Here is a 23,098-nt window from a genome sequence, read left to right as displayed (position 1 = left end):
TCTTTGCCGAGCGGATTTGATTGCAGGCTGGTTAGCGAAGAACCGCCGCGACAAGCCAACCTCAATCGAACATGGATCGATGCGCTTCTTGCACTGATCGGCAATGATCCAGCCACGAACCCCAGCGATCCAGCCAAGGCGGGACTGGATCATTCCCCATTTTGGCTTGGACCCCGCCCCCTTCCCCCGGTACGCCTCAAGGATCGCGAAGCGTCGGCAACAGGCGCGCTACCCATGGAGAGAGATTTGTCCGAGCAGGCCGTCCGGCCCACGCGAGTGCGCTATGCAATCATTGCGCTGATCTTCGTGATCACCAGCGTCAACTATGCCGATCGCGCAACCTTCTCGATCGCGGGCAATGCCGCCGCCGGCGAGCTGGGCCTCACCCCGGTGCAGACCGGCTATATCCTCTCCGCCTTCGCCTGGGCCTATGCGCTGTCGCAGATTCCGGGCGGGCTGCTGCTCGACAAGTTCGGCACCAAGCGCGTCTATGCCAGCGCGATCGCGCTCTGGTCGCTCTTCACCTTCAGCCAGGGCTTTGCCGGGCTGATCCCGATCCTCTCGGCCACGGTGATGCTGTTCGCGCTGCGCTTCCTGGTCGGGCTGGCCGAGGCGCCGTCCTTTCCGGGCAATGCCCGGCTGGTCGCCGCCTGGTTCCCCGCCGCCGAGCGCGGGACCGCCTCGGCGATCTTCAATTCGGCGCAATATTTCTCGATCGTCGCCTTCGTGCCGCTGATGGGCTGGCTGGCGCACAGCTTCGGCTGGCGCTCGGTATTCTGGACGATGGGCGGGCTTGGCCTGCTCGCCACGCTCGCCTTCCTGCGCTTCATCCACAGCCCGGCGAAGCATCCTTCGATCAACCGCGCCGAACTCGACGAGATCGAGGCCGGCGGCGGGCTGATCCATATGGAGGACCAGGCCGGATCCTCGGCGGCGTTCGAATGGGCCAATGTCCGCAAGCTGATCGCCAACCGGATGATGCTGGGCATCTATCTGGGGCAATATTGCATCAACGTGCTGACCTATTTCTTCGTTACCTGGTTCCCGATCTACCTGGTCAAGGAGCGCGGGCTGAACATCATGGAGGCGGGCTTCGCCGCAGCCGCGCCCGCGCTGTTCGGCTTTGTCGGCGGATTGGCCGGCGGCTTCATCTCCGATCGCATCCTCAAGCGCACCGGCTCGCTCGACTGGGCGCGCAAGGCGCCGCTGACGATCGGCATGCTGCTCGCCACCGCAATCATCGCCTGTGTCTGGGTGCAGCAGGAATGGCTGGTCGTCACGCTGATGTCGGTCGCCTTCTTCGGCAAGGGCGTGGCCTCGCTCGGCTGGGCGGTGATGGCGGATGTCGCGCCGAAGAAGCTCGCCGGGCTTTCGGGCGGCGTGTTCAACATGTTCGGCAACATCGCCGGGATCGTGACCCCGATCGTGGTCGGCTATATCGTCGCCGGCACCGGATCGTTCGACCTCGCCCTGGTCTTCGTCGGCGCGCACTGCCTGCTGACGATCTTCGCCTTCCTCGTCATCGCCGGCCCGATCCGCCGCGTGGAGATCGCCGAATGACCGTCGATCGCCGCCGCTTCCTGCTCCAGGGCGCCGCCGGCGCGGTCGCCCTGCCCGCCACCGTCCATGCCGCCCCTGCCCGGCTCGTCGCCGGCAAGAAGATGCCCGCGCCCGACTGGGCGGTGATGCAGCGCAGGCTGCTCGCCCGCAACGCCGCCGCCTGCGAGGCTTTCTACACCAAATATGTCGACGCGCGCGGCTGGCTAAAGGTGTTCGAGCGCTGGGGCGCCAATGACGGCCCCGACGACGCGGCCGAGGCGACCAATGACTGGCTGGTGCTTCACGCGCTCGGCGGTTCGGACCGCATCCTCACCCTCGCCCAGCGCTTCTGGGTGGGGCACCTCAAGCAGTACACCGCCGCCCGCACCCTGGAGGTGCCAATCGCGCGGCAGGGCATGTATCACCGCGAGTTCCCGGTCCAGATGGACTGGCAGCACAACAGCGAGGGCCTCACCAGCTTCAACGTGATGGGCCTGTCGATCCCGCGCGACCGCAAGCTGCTGGCGCGGACGATGCGCTACGCCGATTTCTACACCGGCCGCGACCCGACGGTGCGGAACTACGATCCCGAGCGCCGGATCATCCGCAGCATGATGAACGGCAGCCGCGGCCCGATGCTGCGCGAGGCGACCCCGCTCGACTGGGCCGGCGACCCGTTCGAGGCAGGCGAGCGCTTCCACATGGAGCATGGCGAGACGACTTACCAGCAGACGCTCGACCATTATGCCGAATATGGCGACGTGGTCGGCGACAATCCGCTCAACCTCCAGGCGACCACCCTCGGCCTCAACGCCTATGCGCTGGGCGGCGGCGAACGCTATCGGCGCTGGGCGCTCGACTATCTCGACGCCTGGGTCGACCGCGCCAAGGCCAACAATGACATCCTGCCCAGCCATGTCGGGCTCGACGGCACGGTCGGCGCGAACTGGTGGCGCGGCACCTATGGCTGGGGCTTCTCGCCGGTCGTCCCGCAGACCGGCAAGCGCGAGGACCGCAACCGCGTGCCCCGCTCGATCACCGCCTTCTTCAACGGCACGGTGCTGACCGGCGACCTCTCCTATGTCGAGCTGTGGCGCCGCCAGAACGCGCGGATCAACGAGGCCGGGCGGCAACGCGACGGCAAGTTCGAGGCCCCGACCATGTACGGCGCGCAGGGCTGGTATGGCTGGAAGCCCGGCCCCTATCGCAGCAACGGCTTCGAGATCTGGTATTTCACCCAGGCCCCGAAGGACCGCGTCGCGGCGGGCGAGCATCCCTGGGTCTCGTTCCTCGAAGGCGCCAATCCCGGCTATCCGCTAAAGGCGATGCAGGCCGATCTCGACCGGATCGCCGCGCGCGAGAAGGCGCAGGCGGACGACCCGACCACCCCCGACACCCGCCTCGCCGACTGGCCGCTCGACATCACCCCGGCGAGCATCACCAGCCTGATCCAGCTGATGACTGGCGGGCTCCATATCGGCCGCCCACCCTGGTCGCCGACCTCGCCCAACCAGGGCGGCGTGCCGCTCCATTGCCGGCTGCGCTATTTCGACGCGGACAGGCGCCGCGCCGGCGTGCCCGAGGATGTCGCGGCGCTGGTCCACGCGCTGGGCGACACCTCCGCCGAGGTGACCCTGGTCAATCTCGGCAAGGCCCCGCGCACCGTGATCGTGCAGGGCGGCGCCTGGGCCGAGCACCGGATCGAGAGCGTGACCCTCGACGGCGCCGAGACGCGGATCGGCCGCCCGGACTTCACCCTGCGGCTGGAGCCCGGCTGCGGCGCGCGGCTGAAGCTGGCGATGCGGCGGTTCGCGAACCGGCCGACGCTGGCGTTTCCGTGGGGGCGGTGAGATCGCGCCCATAACTGTTCCCCGGCGAAGGCCGGGGCCCAGTTGCAATGTCGTTCGAGAGGTTCGACCACCCTAACCACATTCGCCGAGACTGGGCCCCGGCCTTCGCCGGGGAACAAGCTGGGGGAATGCCCCCAGCTACGCCGGCACGTAGGTCAGCCGGATCACATCCGGACCGATCCGCTCGTCCACCACCAGCCGCAGCCGGGGCCGCGGCCCCGCGAAATAGGGTTTGCCGCCGCCCAGCACGACCGGGTGCAGATAGATGCGATACTCGTCGATCAGCCCCAGCTCGGTCAGGCTCTGCGCCAGGATCGTGCCCGAGACTTCGATCACCCCGTCCTGCCCCGCCTTCAATTCCCGCACCGCCGCCGCAAGGTCATCTCCAAGCAGCGTGGCATTGGGCCCGACCGATTCCAGCGAGCGCGACGCCACCCATTTCGGCATCGCCCGCCACGCCTCGGCATAGTCGCGCCTGGCCGCGTCCCATTCGGGATGCTCGTCGTCCCAGTAGCGCATGATTTCATACATGCGGCGGCCATAGATGCTGCCGGTCAGGCTCCGCACATCCTCGATGAAGTGCCGGAAGACGATCTCGTCGGGCGCGAACGCCATGTGATCGACATAGCCGTCGAGCGACTGATTCAGGGCGTAGACGAGCCTGGCCATGGCGATCTCCTTCGGAAGGGTATCCATACACACTTCCGGTTCCCCGGCGAAAGCCGGGGCCCAGGGTCACAAGCGAGACGGCAGAGAAACCCTGGACCCCGGCTTTCGCCGGGGAACAGCCAGCCTAACCGCCCGGCTTGATATACGGCGCGACCGACCAGAGCAGCCGCTCCTCGCGACGCGGATCGTCCACCACGCGCGTATCCACATCGAAAACCATCGTCGGCCGCTTCCCCAGCTCGAACCGCGGCCAGGCCGGGATGCCAGTGCAATTCGGATCGCCGGTCCGGGCAAAGGCGATGAAGACGTCCGCCATCCGCCCCGCCAGCCGCCGCGCCTCGGGCCCGTCGCCGGTGCGCGCGCCCCTGGCGCCGGTATTGTCGAACACCAGCGGGATATCGAGCGTATGGAAGGCGCCGAGCACCCCGCCCGCCTCGGGCGACGGGAAGTCGAGCTGGTACATCCAGGTCGGCGCGCCGATCTTTGCGCGCTCCTCGGCCTGGATCAGATGGCCGGGCCAGGAACGCCCCGCCGTGCTTGCCGCCAGCAGGATCTGGCCGGGCGTCTTCCCCGGGTAGATCTCGCGGTAACGCTTCACCACCCAATCGGGCGCGACGTCCTTGGTGATCTGCGCCGCGACGCGCTCGGTCAGATTATCCCAGCTTGTATCGCCGCGCTTCAGCACCTCGCCCAGCCAGAAGCCGGTCTCGTCATGCGTGTTGCCGACGATCAGCGGAATATGCGCCGCCTCGCGCGGGGCATCGGGCACGAAGGGATGGCGCGGCAGCACGCCGTGATCGAGCGTGGAGGTGAAGCTGATCTCGCCCTTCCCCTCCAGCGGATCGGTCATGCCCATCGCCCCGACCAGCTTGTCGATCGGCAGCGTCGCCAGCGCACCGACGTCGGGAGCACCGGCCTTCGCCATCCAGGCCCTGGCCCGCGCGGTCGCGTGCATCGGGCCGGCGGCGGTGACGTGCTGGCCGCTCATCGTCGCGGCGCGGTGGAAGAGCGGGCGCGCCTCGGGCATCGCCATCAGCGTCACCACCTTGGCGCCCCCGCCCGACTGGCCGAAGATCATGACGCGCGAGGGATCGCCGCCAAAGCCCGCGATATTGTCGCGCACCCATTGCAGCGCGAGCACGATGTCGAGATTGCCGACATTGCCCGATTCCGCCGGTCCGCCGAGCTGGGCGAGATAGGCATAGCCCAATGCCGCCAGCCGGTGATTGAGCGTGACCACAACCACATCGCCGCGGCGGACGAGATGGCTGCCGTCATAGAGCGGGTCCGATCCCGATCCGTGCGCATGCGCGCCGCCGTGGAGATAGACCATAACCGGGCGCTTCCCCGCATCGAGCGCGGGCGTCCAGATATTGAGGAACAGGCAGTCCTCGCCGGTCGGCTCTTCCGCCCTGGTCTGCGGCGCGGCGAGGCCATAGCGGGTCGCGTCGGCCACGCCCTTCCACGCCACCGGAGGCAGGGCCCGCCGGAAGCGGCGGGTGCTGGTATCGGCGCCGTAGCGGACGCCCTTGAATACCAGCACGCCCTGATCGGTCAGCCCGCGCACCCGGCCATAGCGGGTAGTGGCGATCGGATCGCCCTTGGCCCTGCCCAGCGCCGCGCCGGCGGGCAGCAGCAACGCACCGCCCAGCACCACGCCGCGACGATCAATCAGGGAAGTGGCTATCATGCCCCCGCCGTCTGCGCGCAGAGCCGGCGCATCGGCTCGAGCGCCGGATTGGCGTTGTCGCGGCGCCAGGCCATGTGGAGCTCGACCGGGTTCTCCGGATCGGTGCGCAGCGCGCGGAACTGGACATCCATCAGGTGCAGCCCAGACGCCGATTGCGGCACCAGCGCCGCGGCCAGCCCGGCATGGACCAGCCCGAGCATCGAATGGATCTGGGTGACGTGCTGCACATAGAGCGGCGAGACGCCGGCATCGTCGAACAGCCGCACCAGCATGTTGTGGAAATAGCCCGCGCCCTGCCGCGCATACATGATCAGCGGCTCGTCATCGAAGTCGGACAGCTCGAAGCTCGGCCGCGACTGGCGCGGGTCGCCCGGCGGCAGCGCCACCACCAGCGGCTCATGCAGCACGCATAGCGTCTCGAACTCGTGCCGGTCGATCGGCGGGCGAACAAAGCCGATGTCGATCAGCCCGGTGAGCAGCGCGTCGACCTGGTCGCCGCTGACCATCTCGTGCAGGTCGAGATCGATATTGGGCAGGCTAGCCCGGGCATTGGCGACGATGTGCGGCACAAGGCCATAGCCCGAGACGGCGGTGAAGCCGATCGCGACCTTGCCGGCATCACCCTGCGCCACGCGCCGGGCGGAGAGCGACGCGCTTTCGGCAAGGCGGACGATCCGCCGCGCCTCGATCAGGAAGACCTGGCCGGCGGGGGTAAGGCTCACCTGCCGGCTGGTCCGCTCGAGCAGGGTGACGCCAAGGATGCGCTCGAGCAGCTGGATTTGCCGGCTGAGCGGCGACTGGGTCATGTTCAGGCGCTGCGCCGCGCGGCCGAAATGGAGTTCCTCGGCCGCGGCGACGAAGCAGCGGAGCTGGCTTAGCTCGAACATGATCCTAGCCTAGCACCTCCCGGCGCGCTGTCACGCGGCGTGCGCGACCGACTTGGCGGAGACACCCTGCACCAGCGCGCGCAGCTCGTCATGCTCGGCGGCGGTGAGGTCGGTCAGCGGGGTGCGCACCGGGCCCGCATCACGCCCGACGACGCGCATGCCCGCCTTGACGATCGACACCGCATAGCCGCGTCCACGGTTGCGCAGCGCGATATAGGGCAGCACGAACGCCTTGAGCTGGGCCATCACTTCGTCCTGGTTGCCGGCACGGACGGCGCGATAGAAGTCGAGCGCCCATTCCGGCATGAAGTTGAAGATCGCCGAGGAATAGGTGGTGACGCCCATGGTGAGGTACGGCGTGGCGAAGGTCTCGGCCGTAGGCAGCCCGCCGATATAGGTGAGCCGGTCGCCCATCCGCGCGAAGATGCGGGTCATCAGCTCGATGTCGCCGACGCCGTCCTTGAAGCCGACCAGGTTGGGATTGCGCTCGCACAGGCGGGCCAGCGTCTCGTCGTTCACCACCGCATTGTCGCGGTTGTAGACGATCACGCCGAGCCCGGTGGAGCGGCACACCTTCTCGATATGCGCGGCCAGGCCTTCCTGGCTCGAGCCGACCAGATAGGGCGGCAGCAGCAGCAGGCCGTCGGCGCCGGCCCTTTCGGCGCCCTGCGCGATCTCGGTGGCGATGGCGGTGCCATAGCCGCAGCCCGAGATCACCGGCAGCTTGCCATTGGCCTCGGCCACGGCAGCCGCCACGACGGTGATGACTTCGGCCGGGGTCAGCGAGAAGAACTCGCCGGTACCGCCGGCGGCGAACAGGCCGGTAAGCTCATGCTCGAGCATCCAGGCGCAATGCGCGCGATACGCATCCTCGACGAAGGCGCCGTCGGCATCGAAATGCGTGACCGGAAAGGACAACAGGCCGCCGCCAAGGCTGCGCGCCATTTCAACCGGGCTCCAGGTCGTCACGATCTTCTCCTAATCGCCGCCCGTCGCATCGACGGGGGTCGGGTTCGATCGTTAGCTATTGGGTGATCCCCTTCGCGTCCAAACCAAAGCCGCGATGGATCGATGCAAGACTTGGCTTGATCCACATGCAGGTGCGGCGCGCCTGGCTTGGAGGCCAGACGCGCCGCGGGCGGAGCAGTCCTGCTGTCCAGGCGGGCTGCCGCCGCCCGTCAGTCTGCCGACTTCTGCACTTCACCCTTGCCCATCGCCGAGACCAGGGCGTTGCCCGAACCGGTGAAATTGGCGGCGGGCAGCGTGGCGGTCTTGTCCTTCACCTTGACCAGCACCTGCTGGACGGTGCCGCGCCCGGCGGTGCGCACCGACTGGACGGTGCCGATCAGCTTGCCCTTGGCATCGGTGACCGGCATGCCGACCGAGACCGGGAAGGCGCCGTCGCCATTGGCCGCCGCCGAACCGGCGAGGGCCAGGGTGTTGCCTCCGAACGAAGCCGCGCCATTGGCGGCACCCGAAGCGGCTGCCGATACACCATCCGTGCTGGGCACGGCATTGCGGGCACGCGAGACGGCGTTGCCGGCCGTGTCGCGGGTGCGGCTCACCGCATTGCCCGTGGTATCGCGGACGCGGTCGGTCGCGGTGCCGGCGCGGTCACGAACGTTGGAGACCGTGTCGCGGGTGCGGCCCACGGCGTTGCTTGCCGTGCCGCGCACCGCATCGGTACCGACCAGCTGCGCGTCGGCGCTGCCGCCGGCATTGCCCGAGGCCGAGCCGCTGCCGCCGATCGTGCGATCGCCGACCCGGGTGCTGTTCGCGACCGTGGAGTCGAGCGAACTGTCGTTCGAAGCGGTCACGCGGCCCTTGCGGGTGTTGACGTTCTTTTCGGTGTGCGACGAGCCGCGCAGGCTGCTGGTGGTGTCGCTGGTGCTGGGCAGGCGGCGCATCGGGCTGTCGATCGTGCTGCCGAGCGTGCCCATGCCGCTGCCGCCGATATTGCCGCCAAGGCCGCCGCCACCCAGGCCGCCGCCAAGACCACCGCCCAGGCCGCCACCGCCGCCGAGGATCTGCGCCGAAGCCGGAGCCGCCGCGAGTGCGATGGCGAGGAAGGCGCTGGTGCCGAGAAGCTTGATCATGTCCGTTCTCCCAAAAATTCACTGACATCGGGAGAACGGTGGCCGGTTCGGGTTTAATCCCGGAAGCGCGAATATTTTTCGAAATTTCTGCTTTTCGTTGCGAAATCAGTTCATTGCGCGGGCGTGCGGCATGCCTCGCACAGCACGCCGCGGCCATAAAGCTTGTCCGGCCCGCGCGATCCGGCGTCGCGCGCCTGTGCGTCCACCTTGCCGATCGCGGCGCGCAACCCACCCGGGTCCGGCGTTGCGTAGAAGCGCGCGATCGTCGCGGCGACGAAGGGCGCGGCGAACGACGTGCCGCGCACGCGCATGGTGCGGCCGTTCGCCCCCATCGCCAGCATGTCGGCGCCGGGGGCGGCATAGTCGAGATGGCTTGCCCGCCCCGCCTCGATCAGCGCGCGGCCCTTTCCGTCGATACCGGTGACCGCGATCACGCCGGGATAGGAAGCCGGATAGGCCGGCGGCGCGGCGGGTCCGTTGTTGCCCACCGCCGCGACGATCACCGTGCCGCGCGCCTGCGCCGCCGCGATCACCTTGCCGAGCAGCGGGTTGGCGGGGCCGACCAGGCTGATCGTCACCACGCTCACCCGGTTCTGCACCATCCAGCCGACCGCCCGGGCGATGGCGGTGGCGTTGCCGCCGGCCGGATCGCTGCCATAGACATCGGCCGAGGCGATCCGCGCGCCCGGCAGCCCGCCCCGCACCGTTCCCGCACCGGCGATCAGCGAGGCTACGGCGGTGCCATGGTCGTTCGCCCGTGGCGCGCCGGTCGCGAAGCCCGAGGACAGCGCCGCCCCCGCCGCGCCGCCGTCGATCACCCCGACCACCGTCCCGCTCCCCGCCGCCACCGGCGCGGCGGGACCGGGCAGCGCCCCGCTCGGCGCGTGGAGCTGGTCGGCGCTCACGTCCCTGCCGCCCAGCTTGCGCAGCTCGCGGATCGCCTGGCCCAGCGAGCGCCCGCGCGGGACCGACAGCCGCGCATAGCCGACCCCCAGCACATCCTCGCGCGCGATCACCGCATAGCCCTTGGCCACCGCCCGCGCGATCAGCGCGTCATCGGGATCGTCGACCACCACTTCGCCCGCACGCGCCGGAAAGCCCTGGGGATCGAGCGCGATGCGATCGGGATGGTCGCGGACCAGCCTGGCCGCCGCCGTCCGCCGCACATCCTCGAGCCGCTGCGCGACACCGCCGGTCACGCCCTGGACTTCCTGGCCGACCCGGTCGAGCACCTGCCCCGCCGGCAGCGGCAGCGACGGCAGCCCCGGCGCCAGCTGGGCATGCGCCGGCACCGCCAGCGCCATCCACCCGATCCAGAACCACCTGCCGCGCATCGCGCCCTTCTTGCACAAAATGAAGATCATGTGGATTAAACGCGGCACCCCGTCCGTTTCATCCACGGACAAGAGGAACCGGGATTGGCGGCTTTCGAGGACGACCTGCTGGCATTGCTGCCGCGTCTGCGGCGGTTCGCCCGCGCGCTCGCCCGCAACGCCGCCGATGCCGACGATCTGTGCCAGGTCGCGCTCGAAAAGGCGCTGGTCGGGCGCGCATCGTGGCAGCCCGGCACACGGATGGACAGTTGGATGTACCGGATCATGCGCAACAGCTGGATCGACACCACCCGCAGCCGCGCCCGCGCCGCGCAGACCTTTGTCGACCCCGATGCCGGGCTCGGTATCGGCGCGGACGGCGGCGCCGAGGCGCGCGTCGCGCTCGGCGAGATCGACGCCGCGCTCCACACCCTGCCCGACGAGCAGCGCGAAGCCGTCGCGCTCGTGCTGATCGAGGGCCTCGCCTATAAGGAAGCCGCCGAGATCCTCGACATACCGATGGGCACGCTCACCTCGCGGCTGGTGCGCGGGCGCCAGGCATTGATGGCGCAACTGGGAGAAGCGGCATGAGCATCGATCCCGAAATGCTGATGGCCTATGCCGATGGCGAGCTGAGCCCGCTCGAGGCCAGGCGCGTCGAGCGCGCCATCGCCGCCGACCCGGCGCTGGGCGAGGAAGTCGCCCGCCACCGGGCCCTGCGCGCCCGGCTCAGCGGCCATTTCGCCCCGGTCGCCGAGGAGCCCGTACCGGACCGGCTCGCGGCGCTATTGCGCAGCAATAGCAATGTCGTCGCGCTGCCGGTCCGCAAGCCCGCCCGCCGCATCCCCGGCTGGACGCGCTGGGGCGGCGCGATCGCGGCATCGCTGGTGCTCGGCCTCTTCATCGGCCAGGGCCTGCAGGACCCGGGCGTGGTGCGGACGCATGGCGGCCAGCTCTACGCCGCCGGCACGCTCGCCGGCGCGCTCGACCAGCAGCTCGCCTCCAATGCGGGCGCGGTCCAGGTCCCCATAAGCTTCCGCGACGCCAGGGGGAGCTATTGCCGCGTCTTCACCTCGGCCACCGCCGACGGCATCGCCTGCCGCGACAGCCAGGGCTGGGCGTTGCGCCAGACCAGGGCGGGATCGAGCGCCGCGAAGACCGACTATGCCCAGGCCGGCAGCACCGATCCCGCGCTGATGGCGGCCGCGCAGGAGATGATGGCAGGCGACCCGCTCGACGCCGGCGCCGAGGCAAAGGCCAAGGCAAGCGGCTGGAAGTAAGCGGCGACAAATTCCCCTCCCTGCAAGGGAGGGGCTAGGGGTGGGTTAGAAAAGGTCGGGCTCGATGCCCGGCCTTTTCTTTGTCTCCGCCGGCTGGCTGAGCTCCCCCGGCCTTCGCCGGGGTCGCAACCCACCCCCGACCCCTCCCTTACAGGGAGGGGAGTAGAGCGGAATCCAGCTGCCTATTCCCCCCGCAACAACACCCGCCCGAACCGCGCCGCCACCGGCTTGCCCGCCACCAGCGCCGCCCTGCCGTTGACGAAGACATAGTCCATGCCCTGGGCATAGGCGTGGGGCTTCTCATAGGTGGCGGTGTCGCGCACCGTCTTCGGGTCGAAGACGATCACGTCGGCAAAGGCGCCCTTCCGCAGCGCCCCGCGATCGACCACGTCGAACACCTTCGCCGGCAGCCCGGTCGCGGCGTGGATCGCCTGGGCCATCGGGATCACCGGCTTGTCGAGCACATAGTTGCGCAGCTTGCGCGGGAAGGCGCCGTACGCACGCGGATGCTCGGCGGTCTTGCCGAAGGGCGGCAGCCCGCCATCGGTGGAGGTCATCGTCCAGCCTTGCCGCATGAACGCCTCGACATCCTTGTCGCTCATGTTGAACGACACGGTGGGCGCCCCGCCCTTCTTGAGCATCTCGATCGCGGCATCGAGCGGCTCGAGCTGCATGATCGCACCGACTTCGTCGAGCCGCTTGCCGTCGAGCGAGGGATCGGCCTTGTACGCGCGGATCTGGATCGCGTGCGGCCCGGCGCGCCGCGCCAGATTGGGCACCATCTCCGCCCGAATCCTGGCCCGCATCGCCGGATCCTCCAGCCTTTTGGCCAGCGCATCCGCCCCGCCCTCCTGCGCCCAGCCGGGGACGAGCGACGCCATCAGGCTCGAGCCCGAGGCGGTATAGGGATATTGGTCGGCCCAGACCTGGACGCCGGCGGCACGCGCCTTGTCGATATGCGCGATCACCTCCGCCGACTTGCCCCAGACCTGGGGGCCGAGCACCTTGATATGGGTGACGACGCCGGGGATCTTCGCCTCGCGCGCAACGGTGATGACTTCCTCGACCGCCGCGACCACGCCGATGTCGTAATTGCCCTCGTCGCGGATATGGCTCTCGTAAAAGGCGTGCGGGAAGGCGCTGGCGGCCTTTGCCAGCCCGACGATCTCGGCGGTGTTCGAATATTTGGCCGGGATGTAGAAGGGCCCGTCGGACAGGCCGAACGCACCGAGCTTCATCGCCGCGGTAACCAGCCCCTCCATCTTCGCCTGTTCCTCGGGGCTCGCATGGCGATCGACATTGCCCATCACCGCGGCACGCACGGCATTGTGGCCGATCATCAGCGCGACATTGACGCCGGGGGTGTTGGTGCGCAGGTCCGCGATCTGCGGCGCCAGGTCGGCCGGGCCGCCGCCATCCGGGTTGGCGAACAAGGTGGTGATGCCCTGGTAGAGCATCGGCAATGCCGGAGCGAGCTCGGGCGTCTGGATATTGGGCGCCGCATGCGAATGCGGATCGATGAATCCCGGCGCGACGATCTTGCCCCGGGCATCGACGGTTGTCTTGGCCGTCGCCGTGGCGGGGATCGTCCCCACCGCGACGATCCGGTCCCCCTGGATCGCGACATCGGCGCTCCGTCCCGGCGCGCCGCTCCCGTCATAGACGGTGCCGCCCCGGATCAGCACGTCGTAATCCTGCGCCAGCGCCGGGGAGGTGCTGGCGAGGAGTGCGAGGGCCAGCCCAACCAATCCTCCCCCGGAGGGGGAGGGGGACCAGCGAAGCTGGTGGAGGGGTACTCTCCACGGGCTTCGGAGCTTGAGGCGCGCTACCCCTCCACCACCAGCTTTGCTGGCGGTCCCCCTCCCCCTCCGGGGGAGGATTTGCAGAAGGTCACCCTCCCCGTTCCCCGGCGAAGGCCGGGGCCCAGTTTCGGCGAACCCGGTGAGGATAGTCGAACCTCTCGAACGACGGTGCAACTGGGCCCCGGCCTCCGCCGGGGAACAGCTGCCGGGAGTCACGAACTGCATCACGCCCCTCACATCTTGAACCGGGCGCCGATGCGGAAGGTCCGCCCGAGCAGGTCGTAGATCGACTGGTTGGTCGCCGGCGTCGCATAGGCGCTGCCGGCCGGTCCCGGCGCCACCACCGGCGGATCCTTGTCGAGCAGGTTGGAGACGTTGAAGAACAGCTGCACTTCCTTGCCGCCCATCTTGAAGCCCTGGGTCAGCGAGGCATCGATGTAGAAGGCGCCCTTGATCCGGTTGTCGTTGATCGTGCGGTTGGTCACCGTCGAGGCCGGACAGCCGCTAGTGCATTCGACGAAGCTGTTGTCGTACACGCCGTCGCTCACCCCGCGCCCGATCAGCGTGAGGTTGAAATCATCGACGTCATAGCTGGCCTGGGCACGGTAGAGCCATTTCGGGGTGCCGCCCGGGGCGTTCTGGCCCACCGTGTCGGTCGGCGCATCGATGCCGTTGTCGAAATAGTTCTTGATGTAGCGCGTCGCCATGCCGCGCAGCGTGAAGTTGCCGGCGCCGATCCGGGTGCGGTACGAAGCTTCGAAGTCGATGCCCTGCGCCTTCTGCACCGCGAAGTTGAACGGGCTCTCATACACCTGCAGGCTGTTGCCGAACGAGTTCGGCCCGCGCACCACGGCGGTGCAGAAGGCCTGGATGCCTTCGTTGCAGCGATCGACGATCGTCTGGGCGGCAACCGATCCGATCGCGCCGTTGATCTTGATGTTGTAGTAATCGACCGACATCGCGAAGCCGGGCACGAAGGTCGGCTGCAGCACCACGCCGACACCCCACTGGTCGGCCTTTTCCGGCTGGAGCAGCGGGTTGCCGCGGGTGGTGCCCGCGAAGGTGACCGATGCATTGTTCTGCGAGGAATCGATCAGCACGTTGATGCGGGTCGATCCGGCGGTGAACAGCTCGCCCAGATTAGGCGCGCGGATGTCGCGCGATCGGCTGGCGCGGAAGCGGATGTCGGGGATCGGCTCGAAGGTGACACCCGCCTTCCAGGTGGTGACATAGCCCGAGGTCGAATAGTCGGTGCCGCGCACCGCGCCGTTCAGGTCGAGCCCCTTGATCACCGGCACCACCAGCTCGACATAGCCTTCGGTCACGCTGTAGCTGCCGAAGCTGGGCAGGAAGTTGCCGACGAACCAGCCGGTCTGGAATTCGGTGGGCACCGAACCGCTGACCTTCTCGCGGCGATGCTCGCCGCCGATCGAGACCGAGACCGCGCCGGCCGGCAGGTTGAACGCATCGAACGCCAGGTTGGCGGCGACCACGTCCTGCTCGAACTTCTGCTTGCGATAGGGATTGCCCAGCACATAGGCGAGCGCCTCGGGGCTGGCGACGCCGATGCCCAGGCGGTTGAGCGGCACGCAGCCATTGGTCGGCGCGGTCAGCGTCGAGCGGCAGACGATCGTGCCGGCGGGCACGCCGATCGCGTTGCCGGCGGGGGCGAACACCGCATCCTGCGCCAGCGCGAGCCGGGCATTGTTGGTGATGTCGCGCGCCATCTCGCGCGTGCGGCTGATGCCCTTCTGGTAATAGACGTCCCAGCGCGCGGTGCCGGCGAACAGCGGGAAGCTGCCGTTCGCGCCGATCACATAGCGCTGCAGCTCGCGCTCGGTGTCGTTCTTGCGGATCGGCAGGTCGGCGTTGCTGGTGCCCAGCGTGAAGCTGGTGATCGCGCCGAGCTGGCTGCGGACCGAGGCCGGGATATAGGCATTGTCCGAGCGGATCGTCACGTTGTTCTGGTTGAGCTGCACGCCCAGCCAGCCGAGATTCTCCGACTTGGCATAGGATGCCTGGCCGAAGACGTTGAGCCAGTCGGCGACCTCGAAGCTGACCCGGCCGAACAGGCTCTTGCGGTTCTCCTCCGGATCGAGCGACTGGAAGCCGTTGACCTGGGTCGCCTGCCAGTCGCCGCCGATCTGCCAGGGATCGCGGTTGGTGCCGAAATTATACTGGCTGACCGCGCCGCCCAGCCCGAACTGGGTGCCGCGCAGCGCGGTGTTCAGGATGACGCCGCCGCGCGTCGCCTGGCTCAGGCCGGCACCCGACACGACCAGCCGCTCGGGCTGGCCGTTCCCCGCCACATAGGCGGGGTTGTTGATCATGTACCAGCCCTTGTTGTTCCAGTCGCGCGGGACGCCGTGCAGGCCTTCCTTCACCGCGATCTCGCCGTTGAGCAGGATATGGCCGCGCCCGCCGGCGAAGCCGGTGCCGGCGGTCAGCGTCGCGCGGTAGTTGGGCGCGTCGCCATAGGTCGAGATGCCGTACTCGACCGAGCCCTTCAGGCCCGAATATTCCTTGTCGAGGATGAAGTTGACCACGCCCGAGACGGCGTCCGAGCCATAGGCGGCGGAGGCGCCGCCGGTGACGATCTCGACGCTCTTGATCAGGCCTTGCGGGAAGGTGTTGACGTCGACCAGCCCGGTGACGGTCGATCCGACCGAGCGCTGGCCGTCGAGCAGCACCAGCGTGCGGGCGGTGCCGAGCGAGCGCAGGTTGAGCGCGTTGACGCCCGCGGTGCCGGCCGAGATGTTGAGGTTCGAGTTGGCCGGGGTGACGCTGCCGACCAGCGAGGGGATCTCGTTGACGAAATCGGCGACGTTGGCCGGGGCGGTCGCTTCGATGTCGCCCGCATTGATCACGGTGAGCGGCGTCGGGGCCTGGTAGCCGTCGCGCTGGATGCGCGTGCCGGTGACGGTGATCTCCGCCGATTGGGCTTCGGGTTCGGGCGCCGGTGCCGGCGGGGTCTGGGTGTCCTGCGCGAACGCCGCGGCGTTCCACAGCAGCGCGACTGCCAGCGCGGGCAGCGAAGCGGCTCTCAGTGACCTGGTCATGTTTCTTCCCCTTGATCAATATGGTGGAGCGTTGATGCCTCCCGTGCGCCGGTTGCCCCGGCTGCACCGCATCGGCCCCGTCCTGCGGTCCTTATTGGCCTCCTATCGACAGCTCCCCGGTTTCGGCTGGCGGGGTAGCGGGCGGCCGCCGGCGGCGCCGGTCGGTTCGCCATTCTCGATTGCGATCACGCCGTTGACGACCACCGTGCGCATGCCGGTGGAGAACAGCGCGGGATGGATATAGTCGGCGCGCGGCGCGAAGCGGGCGGGATCGAACATGATCACGTCGGCAAAGGCGCCGGCTTTCAGGTGGCCGCGGCCGTCGAGGCTGAACATGTCGGCGGTGACGGCGGTGCTGCGGTCGATGAACGCGCGCAGGTCGATCACTTGTTTGTCGCGGACGTAGTTCGCATATTTGCGGGCGAACGAGGCGTAGTAGCGCGGGTGGCCCTGCGACGCGTCCGAGCTGGTGACGACCCAGGGCCGGTTCATGAAGGCGGCGATGTCCGCCTCGCTCTGGTTGAACGAGGCGACGCCGGCTTCGCGCTGCTTGAGGATCGCGATGGCCGCGTCGATCGGATCGATGCCGCGGGCCTTGGCGATCTGCTCGAGTGTCTTGCCTTCGGCGTCTGCGGGGCCGGAGGTGATGAGCAGCGATGCGGGGCCGCCGCGGCGGCGCAGATTGTCGGCGATTTCGGGCCGCATCTTCGCCATCACGGAGGGGTTTTCGAATCGCTCCAGCAACGCCCGCCGACCACCATTCTGCGCCCAGCGCGGGATGAGCGCGGCGGAAAGTCCGGTGCCCGATGCGGACCAGGGATACTGGTCGGCATGGATTATCTGCCCGGCCTTCTGCGCGGCCTCGACCTGGTCGATGATCGCCTTGGCCTGGCCCTGCACATCGACGCCAAGCGCCTTGATGTGCGCGATATGGACCGGGATGCCAGCCTCCCGCCCGATCTCGATCGCCTCGGCCACCGCGCCCTTCAGGCCGATGGTGTACGAGGATTCGTCGCGGAGATGGCTGTCATAGATGCCACCCTTCTCCGCCGCCGCCCTGGCCAGCGCCACCACCTCGTCACGCTTGGCAAAGCTCTGCGGCGCGTAGAACAGACCAGTCGAAAGGCCGAGCGCGCCCTGGCACATCGCGGTGGAGACGAGGCCCTGCATCTTCGCCAGCTCCTCCGGGGTCGGCGCGCGGTCGTCCGGGCCGATCACCTTGAGGCGGACGGCGCCGAGGCCGACATAGGTGGCGAAGTTGATGCCATAGTCACGGCTCGACTGGCCGAGCGCCGCTTCGCCCTCGCCGCCCTTCGCCCCGCTGTCGCGCCCGAAGGTGCGGGCGACATCCGGATCGCCGCCGCCGTCCACGCCGATGAACGCCGTGGTCACGCCCTGGGTGAGGAACGGCATCACCAGCCGCGCGGCCGGATCGCCCGAGGCGAGCGCGCCGTTCACATGGGTATGCGTGTCGATGAAGCCGGGCGCGACGATCATGCCGGTGGCGTCGATGATCTTCTTCGCAGTGCCGGGCGCCTTGGGCCCGACATAGACGATGCGATCGCCCCGGATCGCGACATCGCCTTTGAACGGCGCGGCGTTGCCCGGATAGACAGTGCCGCCGCGCAGGATCAGGTCGGCGGCGGGTTCCGGGCTGCCTCCTTGCGCAAGGGCAACTCCGGCCGCGGCGACCAGCGTAATGCCTGCCGCCATTCCAATCTTCAGCTTTCGACCCCGAACCATGCGACGCGACTCCCTGTTTGGTTATGGCTTTCGGTTATGGCGCTCCCCAGAAGCCCGGCGCCGGCGGCGAGAGCACGCCGCGTTCACCAAGCACCCCACCCGGCCGGTCTTCCGCCAGCCATAGCGGTCCATCGAGATCTACGAAGCTCGAGCGCGCGGCGATCACCAGCGCCGGCGCGATCGACAGCGAGGTTGAGATCATGCTGCCGGTCATCACCCCCAGCCCGGCCGCCGCAGCGGCATCGGCAAGCGCCAGCGCGCCGGTGAGGCCACCGGTCTTGTCGAGCTTGATGTTGATGACCTGATATTTGCTGGCGAGCGCTGCGGCATCGTCGGCGATGTGCGCGGACTCGTCGGCGGCGATCGGGATCAGCGGGTTGAAGCCTTCGAGCGCATCGTCCTCGCCCGCCGGCAGCGGTTGCTCGAGCAGGTCGATGCGCAGGTCGACCAGCATCGGCTGCAGGCGCTCGATCTCGGCGATCGTCCAGCTTTCATTGGGATCGACGATCACGCGCGGTGCCGGCGCCATCTCGCGGACGCGACGGATCTGCGCCTCGGGATCGCTGCGATCGACCTTGATCTTGATGAGCGGCACCTCCGCCAGCGCCTGCGCCGCGACCGCCATGGCATCGGGCGTGTCGAGGCTGACGGTCATCGCCGTCGGCGTCGGGCCGAGCGGCGGCAGGCCGAGCAGTTCGGTGACGCTGCGCCCAGCGAGCTTGGCCTCCAGGTCCCAGAGCGCGCAATCGACTGCGTTGCGCGCGGCACCGGCCGGCATCGCGGCCAGCAGCTCCTCGCGCGAAATGCCCGCCTCGATCGCGCCGCGCACGGCCTCGATCTCCGCCAGCGCGCCTTCGATCGACTCCCCGTAGCGCGGATAGGGAACCCCCTCCCCGCGCCCGGTAACACCCCCGGCCGATACCGAGACGGTCACCACATCGGCGACCGCCTTCACCCCCCGCGAGATGCGGAAGGGGGTGGCTAGAGCGAAAGCGTCGCTACGCGCGGCGAGGGTTCGAAGCATGCATTGATCCTGTCGATGATGGGATCGACTCCCATGGCGAAGGGGTCGGTACAGGGCAGGCCGAGCGCGTCGGCCGTCTCGGCGCAGAGCCGCTCGGCTTCGGCACGGGAAAGCTTGGACGTGTTGAGCGCGACGCCGACCGCCTGGACATCGGGGCTGGTCAGCCGGGCCACCACGAGATTGGCCTCCAGCGTCTCCTTGAGACCCGGCACCGGATAATGTGGCAGACCGCGCATGTGCGGGCGCACCGGGTCGTGGCAGAGCACCAGCGCCGCCGGCTGGGCGCCATGCAGCAGGCCCGTGGAAACACCGGCGAAGCTCGGGTGGAAAAGCGAGCCCTGCCCCTCGATCAGATCCCAGCCGTCATCGTCTCGCGCCGGGGAAATCTCTTCGATCGCGCCGGAGATGAAATCGGCGATCACCGCGTCGAGCGGCACGCCGCTGCCGGCGATCAGGATGCCGGTCTGGCCGGTCGCCCGGAAATCAGCGGTCATGCCGCGGGCGCGCATGCCCTGCTCAAGGCAGAGCGTGGCGTACATCTTGCCGACCGAGCAATCGGTGCCGACGGTGAGCAGCCGCTTGCCTGCGCGCTTCTTGCCGTTGCCGACTGGAATGCCGGGCTTGGGATCGCGGACATCGTGGAGCTTGCGGCCATGCTTCGCCGCCGCCGCGACGATCGAAGGCTCGTCGCGCAGCCGGTGATGCAGGCCCGAGGCGACATCGAGCCCCGCCTCGATCGCGGCGATCGCATCGGCGACGAGATCGGCGCCCATCCGACCGCCGGCGTTGGCGATGCCAAGCACCAGGGTCTTCGCTCCGGCGGCAACCGCCTCGGCAAAGCCCATGCGCGGCAGCTCCAGCGTCAGCGGGCAATCGTCGTACCGGAATTCACCCACGCAGTCGTTCGGGCGGAACACCGCCAGGCCGCGCGAGGTCTTGATGCCCACTTCGTCATGCGAGTGGCCAAGGTACAGGAGATAGGGACTGGCAATCATCGGAAACCCCAACCTGTGGTTCGAGTCACATGATTGCCGAAATCTGAGATATCACAACGGCGGAAAGCCGCGCTGCAACATAACCATTGGTTATGGAAAGCGGGATGTCACCATTTTGACGCTATTCCGCAGTCGAGAAAAATCCGCCCCGGCTTGCACCGGGGCGGGAGGCTTTGGGGGAACTTAGAACTCGGCGCTGACGCCGAAGGTGAAGGTGCGCCCGCTGGTGGTGTAGACCACGCGGCGCGCGATCTCCCCGCCGGCGAACTGCTCGATCGGCTCGTTGGTGAGGTTGATGCCCTCGGCGATCAGGCGAATGCCCTTGGTCAGGTTCACATGGGCCTGGAAGTCGATGTTATGGGTGGCGGCGATATAGTCACCGACATTCCCGACCGTGCCGAGACCGGTGTAATATTTGCTGCGATAGGCGTCCGACACGCGGATGCCGAAGTCCTTGTCCTCATAATAGAGCGTCGCGTTCGCCGCCCATTTGGAGAGCTGGAACAGCGGCAAGCGCACGAAGGTGTTGCCGACCTTGCCCTGCTGGTGACCGTCGAACCAGGTGCCGTTGGCCGTCACGCCGAGATGCTTGAGCGGGCCCGGCAGGAAGGTGAAGTCGTGCTGGAACGCGACTTCGATACCCTTGATGTCCGCGCCCGGGCCGTTGATCGGCTGGCTCACGTCATAGGGGGTGTTGGCATCCTGGCCCTGGATCAGCAGCGACAGCGGCAGGCCGGTCTGGCCATAGGGCATCGTCACCGTCGATGGCGAGATGAAGCTGTCCATGTTCTTGTAGAAGAAGCCGATCGAGGCGAATCCCGAGCGGTCCATATACCATTCGATCGAGCCCTCGACCGAAGTCGCCTTGTAGGGCTTGAGGAACGGGTTGCCGAGGCTGAGGCTGCCGCCGTTCGGACGCGTGGTGATCGATCCCGCCGCCGCCAGGTCGCCCAGGCCCGGACGGTTGACGTTGCGGCTGGCGCTGACGCGCACCACCAGGTTGCGGGTCACGTCGAGCGCGACATTGGCCGAGGGCAGCCAGCCCTTGCTGTTGGTCTCGATGACCACGGGCACGAAGCCCGCGCCGGTGGCGAGGTGCCCGGACGAGGTCAGATCGGTCGAGTAGTAGCGCACGCCGGCATTGGCGCGCAGGCGCATGTCGCCGAGATGGGTATCGAGATCGAACTGGGCGAAGCCGTTATAGGTCTTCTCGTCGACATCGAAGTCGCTGCCCGCCTGGAGATTGGCGGCGGTCAGGTCCCGCTTGTCGCCGACCGCGGCATAGACGCCGTCGACATTGCCGACGATGTACTGGAGCAGCGTGTCCGGCCCGACGAGCTGCTTCACGCTGTTCGGCACGACAAGGTTCGCCGGGACGTTGTGGAACACCTTGTTCACCCAGGTGTAGCCACTGTTGGTGAAGTGCTTGTAGGCGCCACCGGCCTTGAAGGTCAGCGCCTCGTTCAGCTCGTACGCCGCATCCAGCTTGGCGTTGGTATAGCGGTTGACGATCTTGTTCTCCTGCACGTCCAGGCGCTGGACGGTCCAGAGATCGGGGTTGGTCAGGTCGATGCCATAGGTGTTGACCGGGATGCGCGGGCGGGTGTCGTAGCTGAAGGCCGTCTGCTTGGCCTCCATGAACACCTTGTCGAACACCGGCTGGGCGAAGTCCGATTCCTCATAGCCGCCGAGCGCATGGATGGTCAGGCGATCGCCGAGCTTCCAGCTGAGGTTCGCCACGCCCTGATAGAAATCGGTGTGGTTCTTGACGATGTGGTGCTCGGAGCGGAGATCGATGCCGGTGAAGCTGGCGGCGCGCAGCGTGTTGGTATCGTCGATCACCGCGCTGCGGATCACCTGGGTGCCGGTGACGCTGGAGCCGGTGAGCGGGTTGCTGCCCGCGGTCGCCAGCGCATAATCGTCACGATAGTCCCACAGGCGGCCATAGAGGAAGTCGACGTCGAGCTTGAAATTGTCGCCCGGATGGTACTGGACCGACGAGGTGATGCCGAGGCGACGGCGGTCATTATACCAGGTCGAGGGCGACTGCGCGGTCGGCTGGTAGACGCCGGCGAGCAGCTTGGCGCGGGTCGCGGCATCCACTTCCGGGCCGATATTGGCCGCACCATATTTGGTCAGGCCCCAGCCCCAGTTGCGATAGCCATATTCGTTGTTCTTGATCTGGCTGTAGGCGACCGAAACCAGCGCGCCGAAATCACCCGAACGGACCGAGGCGAGGCCGACCAGGCGCGGGGTGATGCCGCTGGTGTTGGTCTGGCCCTTGGCCGAGACGACGAACTTGGAGCCGGCATAATCGAACGGCTTGGCGCTGTAGAGCTGCACGGTGCCGGCGATGCCGCCCTCGTCCTGCTCGGCCGCGAACGACTTCTGCACCGCAACGCGGTTGAACAGTTCCGAGGCGAACAGGCTGTAGTCGAACGAGCGCGAGCGGCTGACCGCGCCGCGATTGTCCATGCCCGACGCAGTGTTGCCCATCACTTCCATGCCGTTGAGCTGGGTACGGGTGAAGTCCGCGCCCAGGCCACGCAAGGCGATCTGGCGGCCTTCGCCGCTGTCGCGGGTAATGGTGATGCCGGGCACGCGCTGCAGCGCCTCGGCGAGGTTCAGGTCAGGAAAGGCAGCGATATCGGATGCGACGATGTCGTCCTCGGCGCCGACGGCCTTGCGCTTCAGGTCCTGCGCGGCGTTAAGGCTCTCACGATAGCCCGAGACGACGATCTGCGACTCTTCCTGGACTTCGGGCTCCTGCGCAGCGGCCTGGGGCATAGGCCGGGCAATCGGAGCTTCCGCGGCGACGCGGGTGGCGCGGCGCGGAGCCGGCGCGGCGCGCGACGGGGTGAGCACGACCACGCCGCCACGCACCGCAGCGGTCAGGTTGGTACCGCGCAGCAGCTGGTCGAGCGCTGCACGCACGGTCAGCGCTCCGCGCACGCCCCCGGTGCGGCGACCGGCGACCGCGTTCGGCGCGACCACGACCTGCAGGCCGGTTGCCTGCGAGAATTGCGAGATGGCGCTGCGCAGGTCCGACGCACCGATGTCGAAGCGCATCTGTGCGCTCATCGATGCTTCGGCGCCGCGGGCCTGGGCCATTGCCGGCATGGCGAGCGTGACAGCCACAGCCATGAGTGAG

At 68.2% G+C, this 23,098-nt stretch carries 16 protein-coding genes; 4 read left to right on the top strand and 12 right to left on the bottom strand.

The features are described 5' to 3' along the window. Window positions 1-234 precede the first annotated feature (234 nt). Window positions 235-1,560, top strand: coding sequence for an MFS transporter (locus tag HNP52_RS22680; RefSeq protein ID WP_184171266.1), 1,326 nt, complete (start codon window positions 235-237; stop codon window positions 1,558-1,560). Then, window positions 1,557-3,389 carry a hypothetical protein gene (locus HNP52_RS22675; protein WP_184171263.1) on the top strand — a complete coding sequence of 611 codons (1,833 nt, stop codon included), beginning with the start codon at window positions 1,557-1,559 and terminating at the stop codon, window positions 3,387-3,389. Before HNP52_RS22680 ends, HNP52_RS22675 begins: the two co-directional genes overlap by 4 nt. A 138-nt stretch (window positions 3,390-3,527) precedes the next feature. Here the strand turns inward: HNP52_RS22675 and HNP52_RS22670 are convergent, their stop codons facing one another. The 6 genes from HNP52_RS22670 to HNP52_RS22645 form a co-directional block, all read right to left on the bottom strand. Further along, window positions 3,528-4,085, bottom strand: a complete 558-nt coding sequence (locus HNP52_RS22670; protein ID WP_260396335.1) for a dihydrofolate reductase family protein — start codon at window positions 4,083-4,085, stop codon at window positions 3,528-3,530. A gap of 97 nt (window positions 4,086-4,182) precedes the next feature. Continuing rightward, the gene (locus tag HNP52_RS22665; RefSeq protein WP_184171260.1) at window positions 4,183-5,748 is read right to left on the bottom strand and encodes a carboxylesterase/lipase family protein; all 1,566 of its coding nucleotides are present in this window, start codon (window positions 5,746-5,748) and stop codon (window positions 4,183-4,185) included. Next, window positions 5,745-6,635, bottom strand: coding sequence for a LysR family transcriptional regulator (locus HNP52_RS22660; RefSeq protein ID WP_184171257.1), 891 nt, complete (start codon window positions 6,633-6,635; stop codon window positions 5,745-5,747). Before HNP52_RS22660 ends, HNP52_RS22665 begins: the two co-directional genes overlap by 4 nt. A gap of 30 nt (window positions 6,636-6,665) precedes the next feature. Further along, entirely contained in the window at window positions 6,666-7,604 is a 939-nt protein-coding gene (gene kdgD, locus HNP52_RS22655; RefSeq protein WP_184171254.1) for a 5-dehydro-4-deoxyglucarate dehydratase, read from the bottom strand. Window positions 7,605-7,813: 209 nt separating this feature from the next. Continuing rightward, on the bottom strand, window positions 7,814-8,731 hold the full coding sequence (locus HNP52_RS22650) for a hypothetical protein (protein WP_184171253.1): 918 nt from the start codon (window positions 8,729-8,731) through the stop codon (window positions 7,814-7,816). Between the two features lie 110 nt (window positions 8,732-8,841). After that, the gene (locus HNP52_RS22645; protein ID WP_184171250.1) at window positions 8,842-10,095 is read right to left on the bottom strand and encodes a S8 family serine peptidase; all 1,254 of its coding nucleotides are present in this window, start codon (window positions 10,093-10,095) and stop codon (window positions 8,842-8,844) included. 54 nt (window positions 10,096-10,149) lie between these two features. On the opposite strand from HNP52_RS22645, the gene HNP52_RS22640 reads away from it, so the two are divergent. Both HNP52_RS22640 and HNP52_RS22635 read left to right on the top strand, forming a co-directional pair. Next, window positions 10,150-10,635, top strand: coding sequence for an RNA polymerase sigma factor (locus HNP52_RS22640; RefSeq protein ID WP_184171247.1), 486 nt, complete (start codon window positions 10,150-10,152; stop codon window positions 10,633-10,635). After that, the gene (locus HNP52_RS22635; protein ID WP_184171244.1) at window positions 10,632-11,324 is read left to right on the top strand and encodes an anti-sigma factor; all 693 of its coding nucleotides are present in this window, start codon (window positions 10,632-10,634) and stop codon (window positions 11,322-11,324) included. Before HNP52_RS22640 ends, HNP52_RS22635 begins: the two co-directional genes overlap by 4 nt. A 182-nt stretch (window positions 11,325-11,506) precedes the next feature. On the opposite strand, the gene HNP52_RS22630 is transcribed toward HNP52_RS22635, so the two are convergent. The 6 genes from HNP52_RS22630 to HNP52_RS22605 form a co-directional block, all read right to left on the bottom strand. Beyond that, entirely contained in the window at window positions 11,507-13,072 is a 1,566-nt protein-coding gene (locus HNP52_RS22630) for an amidohydrolase family protein (protein ID WP_184171242.1), read from the bottom strand. 287 nt (window positions 13,073-13,359) lie between these two features. Continuing rightward, complete coding sequence (locus HNP52_RS22625; RefSeq protein ID WP_184171240.1) at window positions 13,360-16,185, bottom strand: TonB-dependent receptor domain-containing protein; 2,826 nt, start codon at window positions 16,183-16,185, stop codon at window positions 13,360-13,362. Window positions 16,186-16,287: 102 nt separating this feature from the next. Beyond that, window positions 16,288-17,898, bottom strand: a complete 1,611-nt coding sequence (locus HNP52_RS22620) for an amidohydrolase family protein (RefSeq protein ID WP_184171237.1) — start codon at window positions 17,896-17,898, stop codon at window positions 16,288-16,290. Window positions 17,899-17,962: 64 nt separating this feature from the next. After that, window positions 17,963-18,952, bottom strand: a complete 990-nt coding sequence (dgcA, locus tag HNP52_RS22615) for an N-acetyl-D-Glu racemase DgcA (protein ID WP_184171234.1) — start codon at window positions 18,950-18,952, stop codon at window positions 17,963-17,965. Continuing rightward, window positions 18,910-19,947, bottom strand: coding sequence for an N-acetyltransferase DgcN (gene dgcN, locus HNP52_RS22610; RefSeq protein ID WP_184171231.1), 1,038 nt, complete (start codon window positions 19,945-19,947; stop codon window positions 18,910-18,912). The genes dgcA and dgcN overlap by 43 nt, the downstream gene beginning before the upstream one ends. A 183-nt stretch (window positions 19,948-20,130) precedes the next feature. Continuing rightward, window positions 20,131-23,091, bottom strand: coding sequence for a TonB-dependent receptor (locus tag HNP52_RS22605; protein WP_260396334.1), 2,961 nt, complete (start codon window positions 23,089-23,091; stop codon window positions 20,131-20,133). Window positions 23,092-23,098: the final 7 nt, after the last annotated feature.

The sequence above is a fragment of the Sphingomonas kyeonggiensis genome (assembly GCF_014204495.1).
GTDB lineage: Bacteria > Pseudomonadota > Alphaproteobacteria > Sphingomonadales > Sphingomonadaceae > Sphingomonas > Sphingomonas kyeonggiensis_A.
Note: the sequence above shows the minus strand (reverse complement) of the source record. Positions and strands in the feature narration are given on the sequence as shown.